Origin of the sequence: Caballeronia insecticola (assembly GCF_000402035.1) — a bacterium.
Taxonomy (GTDB): Bacteria; Pseudomonadota; Gammaproteobacteria; order Burkholderiales; family Burkholderiaceae; genus Caballeronia; species Caballeronia insecticola.
On the sequence record NC_021289.1, the window covers coordinates 216,013 to 233,415 of the forward strand.

Consider the following 17,403-nt stretch of genomic DNA (forward strand, 5'->3'; position numbering starts at 1 on the left):
GGGCATTGCATGACCGAACTCACCGTTTCCGCGTCCGCGCCCGAACTCGCCGATCTGCGTATCGAGCCGGGTCTGCCGCTCGTCGTGTCGCCGCGCGCGGGCGCCGACATGACGCTCGACGAGGCCGCGCCGCTGTTGCATCGAATCGTCGCCGAGTCGCTCGAACAGGCGGGCGGCGTGCGCTTCAGCGGCTTTCGCGTCGAGTCGATCGAGGCGTTTCAGCGCTTCGCCGCGTCGTTCGGCGATCCGCTGATCGGCTACGAATTCGCCTCGACGCCGCGCAGCCAGGTCGAAGGCGCGGTGTACACATCGACGGAATATCCGCCGCATCGCTCGATTCCGCTGCACAACGAGCAGTCGTACACGCGCGAATGGCCGATGCGCATCTGGTTCCACTGCGCGCTCGCCGCGCGCACGGGCGGCGCGACGCCGATTGCCGACAGCCGCGCGGTGTATCGCGCGCTCGACCCGGCGCTCGTCGAACGCTTCGCACGACGCGAACTGCTGTACGTGCGCAACTTCGGCCAGGGGCTCGATCTGCCGTGGCAGAACGCGTTCGGCACCGAAGACCCGCGCGAAGTGGAGCGCATTTGCGCGGCGCGCGGCATCGCGTGCGCATGGCGCGACAGCGACGACGGCGAACGGCTGCTGCGCACCGAGGAACGCTGTCAGGCGGTCGCGCGCCATCCGCGCACCGGCGACAGGGTCTGGTTCAATCAGGCGAATCTGTTCCATCTCTCATCGCTCGATGAAGACATGCAGGAAGCGCTCGTCGATGCCGTCGGCCTGGAGAACGTGCCGCGCAACGTCTATTACGGCGACGGCGCGCCGCTCGAAGCCGACGCGCTCGCCGAAATCCGCGCGGTGCTCGATGCGCAGCGCGTCGTGTTTCCGTGGCTCACCGGCGACGTGCTGATGCTCGACAACATGCTCACCGCGCACGCGCGCGATCCGTTCGACGGGCCGCGCAGAGTCGTCGTCGCGATGGCGCGCAGCTATCGCGAGGCGCGATGACGTTACGTACGGCGCTTCGTGCGCGTTCGCTGACCGTCGGTTATCGCGACGATGTGGTGCTGGAGAATCTCGATATCGATATCGCCGCGGGCCGCGTCACCGCGTTGTGCGGTCCGAACGGCTGCGGCAAGAGCACGCTGTTGCGCACGCTCGCGGGCCTGCAAACGGCGCGCGCGGGTCAGGTGGACGTGAACGGCAAGCCGATTGCGTCGATGCGGCGCCGTGCGCTGGCCCGCACGCTCACGATGCTCGCGCAGTTCAACCAGATTCCCGCGGGCCTGACGGTGCGCGAACTGGTCGCCTACGGACGCTACGCGCACGGCGGCTGGATGCGCGGTCTCTCGACACTGCGCCGCGCGGACCACGCGGCCATCGACGCGGCGCTCCACGCGAGCGGCCTCACCGACGACGCTTCACGCGACGTCGCCGCGCTCTCGGGCGGCGAGCGTCAGCGCGCGTGGATTGCGATGGCGCTCGCGCAGGAAGCGCCCATCGTGCTGCTCGACGAACCGACCACTTATCTCGACATCCATCATCAGCTCGATATTCTGCGCGAACTGCGGCGGCTCAATCGCGAGCGCGGCCTGACGATCGTCTGGGTGCTGCACGATCTGAATCAGGCGGCTGCGTTCTCCGATGAAATCGTGCTGATGCGCGCGGGGCGCATCGTCGCGCAAGGCACGCCCGAAGCGATGATCGATCCGCGCCACTTGCAGGAGACGTTCGGCGTGCGCATGCTGCGCGTGTCGCATCCGCAGACCGGTGCGCCGATGTGCGTGCCCGCCTACGAAGGCGTCGCCGAATCGGCGAAAACGAGGGACATTGCCGCATGACGACGCTCGCCACCCGGCGCCGCCTGCGCCGCACGCATACCTTCTGGGCGCGCGTGTCCGTCGTCATCGGATTGATCGTGGGGCGCAGCCGGACATGACGACGCTCGCTTCCACGAAGACTTCGACGCAACGCGGCGCGGCGCCGGACCGCGTCGGTGTGACGGCGGCCGCGCTGATCGCGTTGATCGTCGCGCTTGCTGCGCTGCGCCTGGGCCCCGATGTGCGTGCGTGGCTCGACGCGCCCGCCAACAGCGACGCCGCGCAGCTCGCACATCTCTTCCTCTTCGATCTGAACGCGCCGCGCGTGGCGGCGGCGCTGGTCGCGGGCGGATGTCTCGCGGTGGCCGGCGCGCTGTTCCAGGCGCTCACGCGCAATCCGCTTGCCGCGCCCGATCTGCTCGGCATCACCGGCGGCGCGCAACTCGGATTGCTGGCCGCGATGATCGCGCCGCAGATCGTCGGCGCGGCGTCGGTGCCGTTGCTGTTCGTCTGCGGACTCGCGGCGGCGGGCTGCGTCGCGGCGGCGGCGGGCGGCTGGCGCGCGACGCCGCTGCGGCTCGTGCTCGCGGGCAGCGTCTGCATGCTGCTGTTCTCCGCGCTCTCGACGCTCCTGCTCGCGTTCTTCGAGCAAACGGTCGTCGGCGCTTCGCTGTGGGCGAGCGGCAGTCTGTATCAGCCGGGCGCGTCCGGGCTAACGTCGGCGCTCGCGTGGCTCGTGCTGCCGCTCGCCGCGTTGCCGTTCGTGATGCGTCCGCTCGATCCGCTCGCACTCGGCGACGATGCCGCCGCCGCTGCCGGCGTCCCTGTCGATGCAACGCGCCTGCTCGCGATGACCGTCGCGGTCGGCTTTGCGAGCGTTGCGGTGGCGATCGCCGGGCCGCTCTCGTATGTCGGATTGATCGCGCCGAATCTGCTGCGGCAGGTGCGCGGCGCGAAGTCGTCGAAACTGGGCGCGCTCGTGCCGCTGTCGGCGCTTGCGGGCGGCGCGCTTGTGCTCGCCACCGACAGCGCCGTGCTCGCGCTCGGCCTCGATTCGACGCTCTCGACCGGCGTCGCGATCGCGTTCGTCGGCACGCCGCTGATGCTCGCGATGATCCGCAACGGCGCGGCGTGGACGGGCGCGCTGCATGCGGGCCAGGCGCGCGAGACGGCCCGGCGCGGCACGCGTGCGGCGCGCGCGGTGCGTGCGTTTTCGGCGCTGCCGTGGCCGGTGCTCGCGGCTGTGCTCGTGGCGATCGGCTGCGCGGTGCTCGCGACAGGCGCGTCCATCGGTCCGACGATGCTCGGCCCCACGCGCTGGATCGATGCGCTCACGCATCGCGACGACATCGCCCGCATGCTGCTCGACCTGCGCGCGCCGCGTCTGCTTTGCGCGTTGCTTGCGGGCGCGCTGCTCGCGGCGAGCGGCGTGCTGATGCAGAGCATCGTGCGCAATCCGCTTGCGGGTCCCGAAGTGCTCGGCGTGACGCAAGGCGCGGGTCTCGCGACGCTCGCCGCGCTGATGATCTGGCCGCTCGCGGGGCACGTCTTTCTGTCGGGCGCGGCGTTGCTCGGCGGCGGCGTGACGCTCGTCATCACGCTGTTGTTCAACCGGCGGCATCGGTATGCGCCGCTGGCGGTGGCGTTGACCGGCATCGTCATCGGCACATTGTGGACGACGCTCGCGCAATGGCTCATCACGCAGCAGAGCGTGCAGCCGGCGCGTTTCGTCGTGTGGCTCGTCGGCGGCACGTATGGGCGAAGCTGGGGCGAAGTCGCAATGCTCGTGCCGTGGTGCGTGCTCGCGCTGCCGGTGCTGGCGCTCGTGGCAAAGCCGCTCGATCTGCTCGCGCTCGGCGACGAACAGGCGTCCGCGCTCGGGCTTCCGATTGCCGTGCTGCGTCCGCTCGTGCTGACGATTGCGACGCTCGCCGCGTGCGCGGCCGTGGCGGCGGTGGGACCGGTCGGTTTCATCGGCTTGATGGCGCCGCATCTCGCGACGATGCTCGGCGCGCGCACGCATGGCACGCGGCTCTGGCTCGCAGCGTTGCTGGGCGCGCTCGTGCTCGCGGCGGCGGATCTCGCGGCACGCACGCTGCTCGCGCCGCGCGAGATTCCGGCGGGCGTGCTGACCGCGTTGATCGGCGCGCCTTACATGCTGTCGCTGCTCGTGATCGAGACGCGGCGCGACCGTGGCCGAGGCCGCGCGCGATGAAGCCCGAAGCGCGCAGCTTCGCCGCCTTCGCGCCGCCCGCTCTTGCGCCGTATTTGCAGCATGTGTGGCTCGGCGAGCCCGCGCACGCACCCGGCGACAACGCCATGCGCATTCCGCTCAGCGCGCTTCCCGACCATCGCGCCGCATTGCTCGATGCAATGACTGCGCTGTATGGCGGCGACGCCGCGCATCATGCACGCGCGCTGTTGTCGCAATGGAGCAAGTACTACTTCGGGCTGGCCGCGCCCGCGGGCGTCGCGGCGGCGCGGCTGCTCGGACGGCCGCTCGACATGTCGCCCGAACGCACGCATCTCGTGCTTATGAACGGCATGCCTGCCGAACTCCATTTCGATGCCGATGCATTGCAGCCCGCCGACGCCGATCCGGCGCGGCGCTATGCGGGACTCATCGCGCATCTGGACAGCGTGATCGCCATGCTGTCAGGCATGACGAAGATCGCGCCGCGCGTGCTGTGGAGCAACGCGGGCAATCTGCTCGACTATCTGCTCGCGAACTGCCCTTTGCAGTGCCCGACGATGTCGAACGATGCCGACATCGACGCTGCCTGGCTCTTTCGCGCATCCGATGCGAACCCGCTGCGCACGCCGCTGCGCGATGCAACGCCGCGTTCGCCCCTTCTGCCCAACCCGTTTCGCGCGCGCCGCGTGTGCTGCGTGCGCTATGAGATTCCCGGAGAGACGCAACTGTGCGCAAGCTGCCCGCTGCTGTTGACGATGCGCGACGAAGAACTCGCGTTGCAGGACGCCATCCGCTGAAGCGTGCGGTTTCGCTTGCGGCATGCGCATGCATTGCATGGGCGGCCCGCGACGCGTTCGCGAACGATAACCATGCATGCGCGCCGCTCGCGGGCAATCCCACCGTCTCGCAGTTCAGCAAGTCGATGCCCGCGCGGCCGCAACGCATCGTCGTGCTCGAATTCATGTTCGCGGAAGATGTCGCGGCGCTGGACATGACGCCCGTCGGCGTGGTCGACCCTGACTATTACGATGCCTGGATCGGCTACGACAGCGCGCGTTTCAAGGGCGTGCCGACGGTCGGCACGCGTCAGGAGCCGAGCCTGGAGGCGATTGCATCGACGAAGCCGGATCTGATTATCGGCGTGGGATATCGTCATGCGCCGATCTTTGCCGCGCTCGATCGCATTGCGCCGACCGTGCTGTTTCAGTTCAGTCCCGATGTCGAGAACGGCAACGGCGACGGCGCACGCACGCAGCTCGAATGGACGCGCAGCATCTTTCACACGATCGCGTGCATGACGGGGCGTGAGCAACAAGCGCGCGAAGTCGATGCGAAACTCGATGCCGGCCTCGCGCACGATGCCGCACGTCTCAAGGCGGCGGGTGTGTCGGGCACGCGCTTCGCGCTGTTGCAGGAACTCGGCTTGCCCGACCGATACTGGGCTTATACGGGCAACAGCACGGCGGCGGGCGTGGCGCGCGCGTTGGGCGTGCAGCTTCGGCCCGAAAAGCCGACGCGCGAAGGCACCGTGTATGTGACCTCGGCGGATTTCCTGAAGCAGCCGGATGTGGCGGTGTTGTTCGTGACGGCTTCGGGTGCGGATGCGCCCGTCGATACGAAACTCGATTCGCCCGTGTGGCGCTTCGTGCCCGCGAAGAAGGAAGGGCGCGTGACGCTCGTCGAACCGAATATCTGGGGATTCGGCGGGCCGATGTCGGCATTGAAGCTCGGCGACATGATCACCGAGAAGTTGCTGGCGTTGCCGAGGAAATGAGAGCGGGGCGCGGCATCTGCTTGTTTGCCGTGCCCCGTTCTGCGCTTAACCCATTGTTCCGTTGGCCTGTGCTTGCGCGATCGTTGCAGCCCTCACGCCGCCTCCGCGCGTCTCGTTCACCACCATCCCGTTCTCCAGCTTGAGCACGCGATCCGCAATGGAGAAGTAACGATCATCGTGCGTGACGACGATCACCGTCTTGCCGCGCGCACGCAACTCCGGCAGCAATTGCTCGTAAAACACGGCCTTGAATGCCGGGTCCTGATCGGCGGCCCATTCGTCGAAGAGATAGAGCGGCCGGTCCTCCAGATACGCGACAACAAGCGCAAGCCGCTTGCGTTGACCGGTGGAAAGCTCGCGCGTCGAGAACGCGCCGTCGATCACTTTCACCTTGTGATCGAGCGCGAGTCTCGCGACGAGCGCATTGGCCCGCGCGTCCGCGGCTGCGCGCGATGCATCGTTCGGATCGATGATACCGAGCAGCCCGTCGAACAGATGGAAGTCGTTGAACACCGCCGTGAATCGCTCGCGATATGCCGCGCGTTCGCTCGCCGTCACCGGCTTGCCATCGACTTCGATTACGCCCGTCTCCGGTTCGTAAAGCCCTGTCAGCACTTTGGCGAGCGTGGTCTTGCCGCTGCCGTTGCCGCCGACGATAAACACCAGCTCGCCCGGCGCGAAGCTCAGATCGACGGGACCGATGCGGAACATGCGTTCATCGCGTTCATGGAAGTACGAATGCGTGACGCCGCGCATCGTGAGCGTTTCGAAGCTCGCATCGTGCGTCGATGATATCGGCGTGGCCTGCACACGCAAACTGCCGAATTCAGCCATCACCTTTTCGATGCGCCCGAGCGACACACGCGCCGCATTCAAGGTCGGAATGTTGTTGAGCAGACCATCGAGCGGCACGAGCATGAAGAGAAACACGACGACATAGCCCGCGGTCGCGCCCGTATCCGCGCGCACGCCGAGCGACGGCCAGAACGCCGCCGCGCCGAGAAAGCCGTAGAACAGGAAGATGATCCAGCCCACGCCGACCGCATACGCACTGAACGCGCGCCGCCGATGATCGCGCACTTCGCCGATCGCAGCGCCCAGTTGCCCATCGACGAATTGCTGTGAGCGCACGCGATGCAGCTTCAGTTCCTTCGCGCCCGCGAACAGCGCGCCGAGATAGCCGAACAGCTTGTCCTGCGATTGCCCCGCGGCTTCGAGCGAGGCGATCGCGCGACGGTCGCCCAGGTGATAGCCAAGCGATCCCGTGATGATGGCCGCGAGCGCGAGCACGCACACCGGCCACGACAGCCACGCGAGATAGCCGAGACAGCCGAACACGATCGAGCCGTGCATCACGATGTTGGGCAACGCGAAGAAGAGCATCGATACGTTGGTGGCGTCGTCGGTGAGCACGGATTGCACGGGCGCGGCGCCGATGCGCTCGACATCGCGCAACTCGGCCGCCGCCACGCGCCGCGCGACATGTTCGCGCAATTGCGCCATGGTGTCCTGCGAAAGCCGCGCGAACAGCACGCCCGACACGACGCGCGTAATCAACGCGACGACCGCGCACAACGCGAAGCGCCACGCGAGCGCGCTATCGGCGGAAGCGGTCGACGATAAAGCGCGATTGAGCGTGGCGACCAGCATCACGCTCGCGATGCCGTTCAACACGCATGCGACCAGCGCGACGGAGAACGCGCCGCGCGAGCGCTTCAGGAGCGCGAGGATCAGGCGCGTCGCGGGCTTTTGCCCGGATGCGGGCGAAGTATCGAAAGGCTCGTGGATAGCGGTCATTGGGTCATAAGGTGGCACTTGGATGAATGAGCGGCGCGCGATGCGCCTCTCCATAGAGACGTTTCGGCGCGTCGAATCTTTAGCGCCATTCATCGCACGTGCGTTCGAACGTTGCTGGCAGGCGCTCTCGCAAGCACGCCAAAAAAACCGGTAAAAATTCTTTTGCGCGATTCGTCATCCCGAGTGAAGCCGCTTTTCCGGTGGCGCCCCGTTCATGCCGCAGCTTTTACTGACGCGGCCAGAACCGAAGGACTTAATGCCGATGACGAGTTTCCCGACCGCGCTGCATCTCCGTATTCAGGCGCTTGCACGCCTTCAACCCGACGCGGGTGCGCTTGCCTTTGCGCATCACGATGCGCATCTTTCGCGCGGCGCACTCGATGCGCGTGCCGCACGTCTCGCGGCGCGTTTGCGCGCGTCCGGCGTCGGCGCCGAAGTGCGTGTTGGCGTGTGTGTCGAGCGTTCGTGCGAGTTGTTCGTCGCGCTGCTTGCCGTGCTGAAGGCAGGCGGCGTGTTCGTGCCGCTCGATCCGCATCATCCGGCCGCGCGGCTCGACTGGATCGCGAAGGATGCGGGGCTTGCGCATGGCATCGTCGATCAAAGCGCCGATGCACGGATGCGCGCGCGCTTTGCGCATTGCTTCAACGTGCATGACGATCATGCAGACACGCCCGCGTTCGAAGACGATGCGCCCGTTCATCCGCGCTCGGCCGCGTACATGATCTACACGTCGGGCTCGACGGGTACGCCCAAGGCCGTCGTTGTCGAGCATGGACCGCTTGCTGCGCATTGCGATGCACTCGTGGCGGCGCTCGGCATCGGCGAGGGCGATAGTCTGCTGCATTTCGCGTCGGTCAATTTCGATGCCGCGCACGAATGCTGGCTTGCGCCGCTCGCGGTCGGCGCGCGCGTGGTCATCACGCCGCCGCCGCCGTTCGCGCCCGATGCGGCGCACGCGCTGATCGAGCGTGAAGGCGTGAACGTGGCGGCGTTTCCGCCGGCTTATCTACGCGAGTTCGCGGCATTGGCCGAGCGCGTCGGCGTGCCTCCATCGTTGCGCGTGCTCGCGTTCGGTGGCGAAGCGTTGTCACGCGAAGCATTCGCGCACGTGCGGCGCGTGTTTGCCGCGCAACGGCTGATCAACGGCTATGGTCCGACCGAAGCCGTGATCTCGCCGATGTTGTGGCCGGTCGAGCCGCACGTCACGCCCGATCTGAGCGATGCCGATGCGTACGCGTCGCTGCCCATCGGACGCGTGATCGGCCCGCGTGTCGCGCGCATCGAAGACGACGAGTTGCTGCTCGGCGGCGCGTGTATCGCGCGCGGTTATCACGGACGTGCGGCGCTCACGGCCGAACGCTTCACGCCGGATGCTGCGGGCGCGCCGGGCGCGCGCATCTATCGCACGGGCGATCTCGCGCGCGAACGAGCCGATGGCGCATTCGACTATCTCGGCCGCATCGACGATCAAGTGCAGATTCGTGGCGTGCGCGTCGAGCCTGCGGAAGTTGCCGCGTGCCTGCGTGCGCATGCATCGGTGCGCGATGCGGCCGTGATCGCGGAAACGACGAACGGCCGCACGCAACTAACTGCCTGTCTCGTGTTCCACCGCGAAGATGTCGATGCGCCCGCGTTGAAGCAATTCCTCGCCGAACGCTTGCCTGCAGCGTGGCAGCCGCATCGTTACGTGAAGTTCGAGCGTTTGCCTTATACGTTGAACGGCAAGCTCGATCGCAATGCGCTCAAGGCGCAGATCGCGTCCGCTCACGCATTGCGCGGTGCGGACTTCATCGCGCCCGCGACCGATACCGAGCGCCGCCTCGCGCAAACATGGCAGCGCATTCTGAATGACGACGCGCCGCTTGGTCGCACCGATCGCTTCTTCGATCTGGGCGGCGATTCGCTCGCGGCGATGCAACTGCAAGCGGCTATTCGTATCGAATGGCGCGTGAACCTGCGTCTCGATGCGCTGTTCGACGATCCGTCGCTCGAAGCACTGGCCGCGTTGATCGATCGCAGCGAATGCGAGGCAAGCGGCACGTCCATCCTGAAGCGCGTCGCGTCGACGAACGCGGCCTTCATCGATCGCGCTGCTTCGTTCGCGCAGCAGCGTTTCTGGGTGCTCGCGCAGACACGCGATGCGAGTGCGGCATATCACATCGCGGGTCATTGGGACATTCGCGGCTCGCTCGATACACACGCATTGCAACGCGCACTCGATAGCGTGATCGAGCGTCACGAAGCGTGGCGCACGACGCTCGTCGAGAACGATGATGGCATCGTCATGCAGCGCATTCACGCGTCCTTGCCGGTGACGATCGAACGTGTGAGCGCGGATGCATCGAACGATATCGACGCACGTGCACGACGTCATGCAAGCGAAGCATTCGATCTGTCGAACGGGCCGCTTTTGCGCGCGACGCTCGTCACTTTCGGCGACGAATCGCATCGTCTGATGTTGACGGCGCATCACGCAATCTCGGATGGCTATAGCTCGCGAATCGTCTTCGATGAACTCGCGCACGCGTATTCCGCGCATGTGGAAGGGCGCGCGCTGCAACTGTCCGCATTGCCGATTCAATATGCGGATTACGCGCAATGGCAACGCGAACTCGTCGCGGGCGAGGAGGGCGAACGTCAGCTCGCCTATTGGCGCGAAGCGCTTCGCGATGCGCCGGAACCGCTCGCGCTTCCCTTCGATCGCGCGCGTCCCGCCGAACGCGATCATCGCGGCGGACGTGTTGCGTTGCGCTTGTCCGTCGAGACTTCGGAAGCGTTGCGCGAACTCGCGCGCAACGTGCATGCGTCGCCGTTCGTCGTGCTGCTCGCTGCGTTCGATGCGTGGCTCTACCGGCTTAGCGGAGCAAACGATGTCGTCGTTGCGGTGCCGGTCGCGCATCGGCAACGTGCCGAGACGGCATCGCTCATCGGCCTGTTACTGAACACGCTTGCATTGCGTGCGCGCGTCGATGCGCATCAGACGTTTTCTCAGTTGCTCGATGCAGTGCGCACGCACGCGCTCGCTGCATTCGCGCATCAGGACGTGCCCTTCGATCGCGTGCTCGATGCTGTCAAACCGCCTGTTGCGCGCGGCGACGAATGGTTGCGGGTGAAGTTTGCGCAGCAGTTCGATACGCAATTGCACGCGCATTTGCCGGGCGCACACGCAGTGGCGACGCCGGGTCCCGATCTCGCCGCACGCTTCGACTACGCGCTCGATTTCACCGACGATGCGCGCGGCATCGAACTGGTCGCGGCGCATGCGCTCGATTGCATCGACCGCGCGACGGCGCAAGCATGGCTCAATAGTTTCGCGACACTCGTGGACGAAGCAGTGCGCCATCCGTCGCGTGCGATTACTGCGCTCGATTGCGCAACTCGACATGACCGGCAGCGAGGCCGCGCGCTGACATTCGCGTCTCACGATGTGCTCGCGCTGATCGCGCAACATGCGAGCGCCACGCCGCATCGCATCGCGCTTGCGGACGCGCATACGCAAGTCACATTCGCCGAACTCGACGATGCATCGAATCGCATCGCACTTGCGCTGCGTCAGAAGGGCGCGGCGGCGGAGCGCGCGGTGGCCGTGTGCATCGAGCGTTCGGCGCGCTTCGTCGTTGCACTCATCGGCGCGATGAAGTCGGGCGCATACGCGGTGCCGCTCGATCCGGCGATGCCGCAAACACGCCTCGACGCGGCCATGCAAGCATGCGATGCATCGCTCGCACTCGTTGCAATGAGCGACGAACGCGCGCCGCAATCGCTCGGCAATGCGCGTGTGCTCGACGTCGATACGCTTGCGCAGGACGCATCGCTGGCCAACGCGGCGATGCAGCGCGCGCATATCGCGCCGGTGCAGACCGCATACGTCATCTTCACGTCCGGATCGACCGGTACGCCGAAGGGCGTCGCGGTGCCGCATCGTGCGCTCGCGGACTACGTGCAAGGCATGCTCGATGAACTCGCGTTCGCGCCGGGCACATCTATGGCGATGGTCTCGACCGTCGCCGCCGACCTCGGTCACACGACGCTCTTCGGTGCCTTGTGCTCGGGCCGCACGCTGCATCTGTTGCCGGCTCAATGCGCATTCGATCCCGACCGCTTCGCCGCCGAGATGCGCGCGCGCGAAGTGGGCGTGTTGAAGATCGTGCCGAGTCATCTGCATGCGTTGCTCGAAGCGCAGCATGGCGCAGATGTGTTGCCGTCGCATGCGCTCGTAACGGGCGGCGAAGTGTTGCCGTGGACGCTGGTCGATCGCGTGAAGGCGTTGAAGCCCGCGTGCCGCGTGATCAATCACTACGGCCCGACCGAAGCGACCGTCGGTGCGCTCACATGCGAAGTGCCGGCATTGACGGACGACGCACGCGGCCCGCACGGCGCACCGCTCGGCCTGCCGCTGCCGAACGCCTGCGCCTACGTGTGCGATGCGTTCGGCGCGTGCGTGCCGGCCGGCGGCATCGGCGAACTGTATTTGGGCGGTCCGGGCGTCGCGCGCGGCTATCTCGAACGCGCGGCGGCCACGGCCGAACGCTTCGTGCCGCATCCGTTCGCGCGCGGCGAGCGACTTTATCGCACAGGCGATCGCGTGAAGCTGCTTGCCGATGGCCGTATCGCGTTCCTTGGACGTCTCGACGATCAGGTGAAGATTCGCGGCTATCGCGTCGAACCGGGCGAAGTGAGCGCGGCGTTGCGTGCGTTGGATGGCGTCGCACAAGCCGAGACGCTGCCGGTCGAACGCGACGGACGCGTGCAGCTCGCATCGTTCGTGACGGGTTCATGCAGTAACGATGCCGCGTTGCGCGAAGCACTCGCCGCGCGTCTTCCCGACTACATGGTGCCCGCGACGATCGTCGTGCTCGATGCGTTGCCGGTGACGCCCAACGGCAAAATCGATCGCGCCGCGCTGCGCGATCTCGCGATGAAGCCCATCGAACAGGCACACGTTGGCGATGCGCCGCGCGGTGAGAAGGAAGAAGCGATCGCGGCAGTGTGGAGCGAGGTGCTGAAAGCGCGGCACATCGGCCGCGACGACAACTTCTTCGAACTCGGCGGCGATTCGATTCTCGTTCTGCAAGTGATCGCGCGCCTGAAGAAGCGCGGACTGCGCGCGACGCCCAAGCAAGTATTCGACAACGCGACGGTCGCGCAACTCGCGCTCGTCGCGAAGACGCTCGATACGGCCGAAGCGAAAGCGCCTGCACCCGCTGCGGCCGGGCCAGCGGACACGCTCACGCCTGCGCAATTGCGCTTCTTCGAACTCGATATTCCGCATCGCGGCCACTGGAATCAGTCGATTGAATTCGACACCGATGCCACGTTCGACTTCGATGCCTTCGCGCGCGCCTTCGATGCGCTGCTTACGCATCATGAAATCTTCCGGCAACGCTTCGAGCAGATTGGCGCGACGAATGCATGGCGCGTCGTAACGGCACCGAAGGCATACGATGCGCTTCCGCTCGCCGCGATCATGGCCAACGACGAAGCCGATGCAATCGCGCAATTCGACGCCATTCAACGCACGCTCGACATCTCGCGCGGCCCGCTTGCGTGCGCACTGGCGGCATCATTGCCGGACGGGCGCACGGAGCTGTATCTCGCGATTCATCATTTGATCGTCGATGGCGTGTCGTGGCGCATCCTGCTCGACGATCTCGCGAACGCATATCGCGCGGCGCAAGTTCGAGGCGTTGCAACACTGACGCGAACGGGCGCGACCGCATCGCAATGGGCCGCGCGTCTTGCGAAGGCCGCGCGTGATGCGCAGTCTCCGTTTGCTGATGAAGTTGCGTACTGGACTTCGACGGCATCATCGGGGACGGACTTGCGCCTCGATCATCCCGAAGCACACGCCACCAACGCCGATGCAGCGATCATCGAACAGACGCTGGATGCGGCGCTCACGCGCGCCGTGCTCGCCGATGCGAACATCGCGTATCGCACGCAGACAGTCGAGATGCTGATCGCGGCGCTGGCGTATGCCATCGGTGAGGCGTGCCGCATCGAACTCGAAGGACATGGACGCGAAGCACTCTTCGACGACATCGACGCGAGCCGCACGCTCGGCTGGCTGACGAGTCACTATCCGCTTTCGGTGCCCGTCGAGGCATCGCCCATTGCGACGCTCGCGGCAACGAAAGACGCGTTGCGCGCGCTGCCGAACAAGGGCCTGGGCTTCGGCGTGCTGCGTCATTTCGGCGATGAGGCGACACGCGCCGCGCTCGCCAAGGTGCCGCGTCCGCGTGTGACGTTCAACTATCTCGGCCAGTTCGATACGCACGCCACGCGAGATGCGGCGTTCTCGCCGCGCTTCGGCGGCGCGGGTTGCGAGCGCGATCCGTCCGGTCCGCTGGGCAATGCGCTCGCCATTCACGCCTATGTCGACGATGGGAACGAACGCACGCTCAAGCTGCATTGTGTGTACGGTGCGACGCAATTCGAACGCGCGAGCATCGAAGCTATCGTGCAGCGCTTCGAGCGCGCGCTTGCCGACATGACGGCCGCGTGCGCAGAACGCATCGCCACGCGCGGTGCGGGCGCGACGCCCGGTGACTTCCCGCTTGCACGCAACGCAGGCCTCACGCATGCGATGCTGGAACGCATGCCGTTCGATTTGCGCGGCATCGTCGACATCTATCCGTTATCGCCGATGCAGCAGGGCATCCTGTTTCATTCGCTGTTCGCGCCGGAACAATCGACTTATGTGAATCAGCTCGCGGCAACGTTGATCGCGCCCGATGTCGATCGTCTGCGCGCGGGCTTCGAAGCAGCCGTGCCGCGTCACGACATTCTGCGCACAGGCTTTACGCCCGACGAAGCCGCGCCGATGCAGATCGTGCATCGTCAGGCGCGCATGCCGTTCGAAGTGTTCGACTGGCGCGGTCGTGAAGATGCACTGGCAGAGTTCGACACATGGCTCGCCGATGATCGCGCGCGCGGCTTCGATCTGGCAACGCCGCCGTTGATGCGTGTCATGTTGATTCGCATGACGGACGACGAATGGCGTCTCGTGTGGACGCGCCATCATCTTCTGCTCGACGGCTGGAGCACGGCGCGCATGTTCGCCGATGTATTGCGCGATTACATCGAGCCGCCGCGCGCGCAACCGTTCGCGGCAAGCGCCAAGACACGCTATCGCGACTTCATCGCGTGGCTTGCATCGCGCGATGCAGGCGCGGACAGAACCTTCTGGCTCGAACGACTCGCACGCCTCGACGAACCGACGCGCATCGCGCAGCGCGAAGCGAGCGGGACACCTTCGCTCGACGATCACCGCACGTGGCGCGCGACACTGGACGCCGCCACGACTACGCGCCTTACCGATACGGCGCGCCGGTTGCGCATCACGCTCAATACGCTGGTGCAGGGCGCATGGGCGCTCGCGTTGCAACGCATGACGCATCAGTCGAGCGTGGCGTTCGGTGCGACGGTGGCGGGCCGCCCCGATACGCTTTCCGATATCGACGGCGTGCTCGGGCTCTTTATCAACACGCTGCCCGTGATCACCGCGCCGCTGCCGCAACGTACCGCATCGTCGTGGTTGCGTGATTTGCAAGCCGATAGTGCGGCCTGCGCAGAGCACGCACATACCTCGCTCGCAGACATTCAACGTTGGGCGGGGCAAGGCGGCGCGCTGTTCGATACGCTCGTCGTGTTCGAAAACTATCCCGTCGATGAAGCGTGGACCGGACGCGATGCACGCGCGCTACAGATGCGCGATCTGCGCAATATCGAAGCGACCGACTTCGCGCTGACGCTCGTCGTGGAAGCGCGCGAATCGATCGTGATCGACTACGGCTACGACGCCGCGCGTCTGGATGTCGAGCGCGTGGCTGCGTTGCATCGCGCGATGTCCGTGTGTCTCGATGCATTCGCGGCGAACGCGGATGCGCCGCTCGGTGCGCTATCCATCGGCGAGGATTGCGCGCATTTCAACGCGACTGCGTGCGCATGGAGCGACGCGGAACGCGCGCCGCTGCATCGGCAATTCGAGCGCATGGCGAAGGCCACGCCCGATGCGGTCGCGCTCGAATTCGTCGCCAGCGACGGCACGCTGCAACGCATGAGCTACGCTGAACTCGATGCACGCGCCGATCGTGTGGCTGCTGCTCTGATCGCGTCGCATGTCGCGCCCGACACGGCGGTGGCGCTGTGCGTCGAGCGATCCTTCGAGATGGTCGTCGCGCTGTTCGGCGTGTTGAAGGCGGGCGCCGCGTACTTGCCGATCGATCCGGATTACCCGGCGGATCGCATCGCCTATTTGCTCGACGATGCGAAGCCCGCCGTCGTGCTGACGCAAGCGCATTTGCGCGAACGTGTCGAGGCTGCCGCCGCACAGGCGCGCGTGTTCGATATCGCGGCGCTCATGCAAAACGAAGCGACGCTCGATGCGCCCGTCGATGTCGCCGATGCGCAGCTCGCCTATCTCATCTACACCTCGGGATCGACCGGCAAGCCGAAGGGCGCGGGCAACACGCACGGCGCGCTGGCGAACCGCATTGCGTGGATGCAGCGCGCATATCGACTGACCGATGCCGATGTCGTGCTCCACAAGACGCCATTCGGTTTCGATGTATCCGTGTGGGAGTTCGTCTGGCCGCTCGCGACCGGCGCGAAGCTCGCGATTGCAGCGCCCGGCGATCATCGCGATCCGGCGCGACTGGTCGCCGCGATCGAAGCGCATCGCGTCAGCACGCTGCATTTCGTGCCGTCGATGCTGGCGGCATTCGTCGCGCATCTCGACGAATTCAACGAAGCACATCGATGCGCAAGCATTCGACAGATCGTTGCAAGCGGCGAAGCGCTCGCGCCCGAACTCGTCGCGCGCGTCGCGCGGCTTCTGCCGCACGCGCATCTGCACAACCTGTATGGCCCGACCGAAGCGGCCATCGACGTATCGCACTGGACATGTTCGCCGCAAGATGCCGTAGCGATCTCGGTGCCCATCGGTCATGCGATCTCGAACGTGCAGTTGCATGTGCTCGATGCAGCCTTGCATCCGGTGCCTGCCGGCGGCGTCGGCGAACTCTATCTCGGCGGCGCGGGCATCGCGCGCGGTTATCTCGGACGCGCTGCGCTGACCGCCGAGCGTTTCGTGCCCGATCCGTTCGTCGCTGGAGCGCGGCTTTATCGCACGGGCGACCTTGCGCGCAGACGCGACGATGGCGCGCTCGAATATCTGGGCCGCATCGATACGCAAGTGAAGCTGCGCGGCCAGCGCATCGAACCCGGCGAGATCGAAGCGCTATTGCGTGCCGCGCCGGATGTGCGCGATGCCGTGGTGATCGTGCGCGACGAGCAGTTGCTCGGCTATGTCGCGTGCACCACGCCCGAAGCCTTCGATGAATCCGCGACGCTGAACTCGTTGCGTTCGCAACTACCCGCTTACATGGTGCCTGCACATGTCGTGGCGCTGGATGCGTTGCCGGTCACGCCGAACGGCAAGTGCGATCGCAATGCATTGCCAGCGCCCGCGCGCACGCAGCGGCTGGTGGCTGCTCCGCAGACGCCGACTGAAATCGCGCTCGCATCCATCTGGCAGCGCGTGCTGCATGTCGAGGCCGTCGGCTGCGATGACGACTTCTTCATGCTCGGCGGCCACTCGCTGCTCGCGACGCAAGCGAACGCGCAGGCCAACCTGCACTGGTCGCTCACCTTGCCGCTGCGCACGCTGTTCGACGAACGCACGCTCGCGCGTTGCGCCGCCGCGATCGACGCCGCGCTCGCCAGGCGCGATGCCGATGGCGGTGCGCACGATGCGGCGAGTGCAATCGATGCCTTGCTGGGAGAACTGGAGACGCAATGAGAACCGCACG

The 17,403-nt window shown here is 66.2% G+C and carries 7 protein-coding genes; 6 read left to right on the forward strand and 1 reads right to left on the reverse strand.

Annotated elements, in window-relative coordinates; translation table 11 throughout:
* Positions 1 to 9 precede the first annotated feature (9 nt).
* The 5 genes from BRPE64_RS25690 to BRPE64_RS25710 all read left to right on the forward strand — a co-directional run bounded on the left by BRPE64_RS25690 (position 10) and on the right by BRPE64_RS25710 (position 5,794).
* The gene (locus tag BRPE64_RS25690) at positions 10 to 1,014 is read left to right on the forward strand and encodes a TauD/TfdA family dioxygenase (protein WP_016347862.1); all 1,005 of its coding nucleotides are present in this window, start codon (positions 10 to 12) and stop codon (positions 1,012 to 1,014) included.
* Positions 1,011 to 1,847: an ABC transporter ATP-binding protein gene (locus BRPE64_RS25695; protein ID WP_016347863.1), complete on the forward strand. Its 837-nt coding sequence runs from the start codon at positions 1,011 to 1,013 to the stop codon at positions 1,845 to 1,847. Before BRPE64_RS25690 ends, BRPE64_RS25695 begins: the two co-directional genes overlap by 4 nt.
* Before the next feature lie 94 nt (positions 1,848 to 1,941).
* Entirely contained in the window at positions 1,942 to 4,041 is a 2,100-nt protein-coding gene (fhuB, locus tag BRPE64_RS25700; RefSeq protein WP_016347864.1) for a Fe(3+)-hydroxamate ABC transporter permease FhuB, read from the forward strand.
* Positions 4,038 to 4,817: a siderophore-iron reductase FhuF gene (gene fhuF / locus BRPE64_RS25705; protein WP_016347865.1), complete on the forward strand. Its 780-nt coding sequence runs from the start codon at positions 4,038 to 4,040 to the stop codon at positions 4,815 to 4,817. Before fhuB ends, fhuF begins: the two co-directional genes overlap by 4 nt.
* Positions 4,757 to 5,794: an ABC transporter substrate-binding protein gene (locus BRPE64_RS25710; protein WP_456297875.1), complete on the forward strand. Its 1,038-nt coding sequence runs from the start codon at positions 4,757 to 4,759 to the stop codon at positions 5,792 to 5,794. The genes fhuF and BRPE64_RS25710 overlap by 61 nt, the downstream gene beginning before the upstream one ends.
* 45 nt (positions 5,795 to 5,839) lie before the next feature.
* Here the strand turns inward: BRPE64_RS25710 and BRPE64_RS25715 are convergent, their stop codons facing one another.
* Entirely contained in the window at positions 5,840 to 7,591 is a 1,752-nt protein-coding gene (locus BRPE64_RS25715) for a cyclic peptide export ABC transporter (RefSeq protein ID WP_016347867.1), read from the reverse strand.
* Between the two features lie 262 nt (positions 7,592 to 7,853).
* Here BRPE64_RS25715 and BRPE64_RS25720 point away from each other — a divergent pair, with 262 nt between their 5' ends.
* Positions 7,854 to 17,393: a non-ribosomal peptide synthetase gene (locus BRPE64_RS25720; protein ID WP_044043683.1), complete on the forward strand. Its 9,540-nt coding sequence runs from the start codon at positions 7,854 to 7,856 to the stop codon at positions 17,391 to 17,393.
* Positions 17,394 to 17,403 lie beyond the last annotated feature (10 nt).

Coding starts and splice junctions, on each gene's coding strand:
- BRPE64_RS25690 (WP_016347862.1), top strand. CDS start 10: ATGACCGAACTCACCGTTTCCGCGTCCGCGCCCGAACTCGCCGATCTG.
- BRPE64_RS25695 (WP_016347863.1), top strand. CDS start 1,011: ATGACGTTACGTACGGCGCTTCGTGCGCGTTCGCTGACCGTCGGTTAT.
- fhuB (WP_016347864.1), top strand. CDS start 1,942: ATGACGACGCTCGCTTCCACGAAGACTTCGACGCAACGCGGCGCGGCG.
- fhuF (WP_016347865.1), top strand. CDS start 4,038: ATGAAGCCCGAAGCGCGCAGCTTCGCCGCCTTCGCGCCGCCCGCTCTT.
- BRPE64_RS25715 (WP_016347867.1), bottom strand. CDS start 7,591: ATGACCGCTATCCACGAGCCTTTCGATACTTCGCCCGCATCCGGGCAA.
- BRPE64_RS25720 (WP_044043683.1), top strand. CDS start 7,854: ATGACGAGTTTCCCGACCGCGCTGCATCTCCGTATTCAGGCGCTTGCA.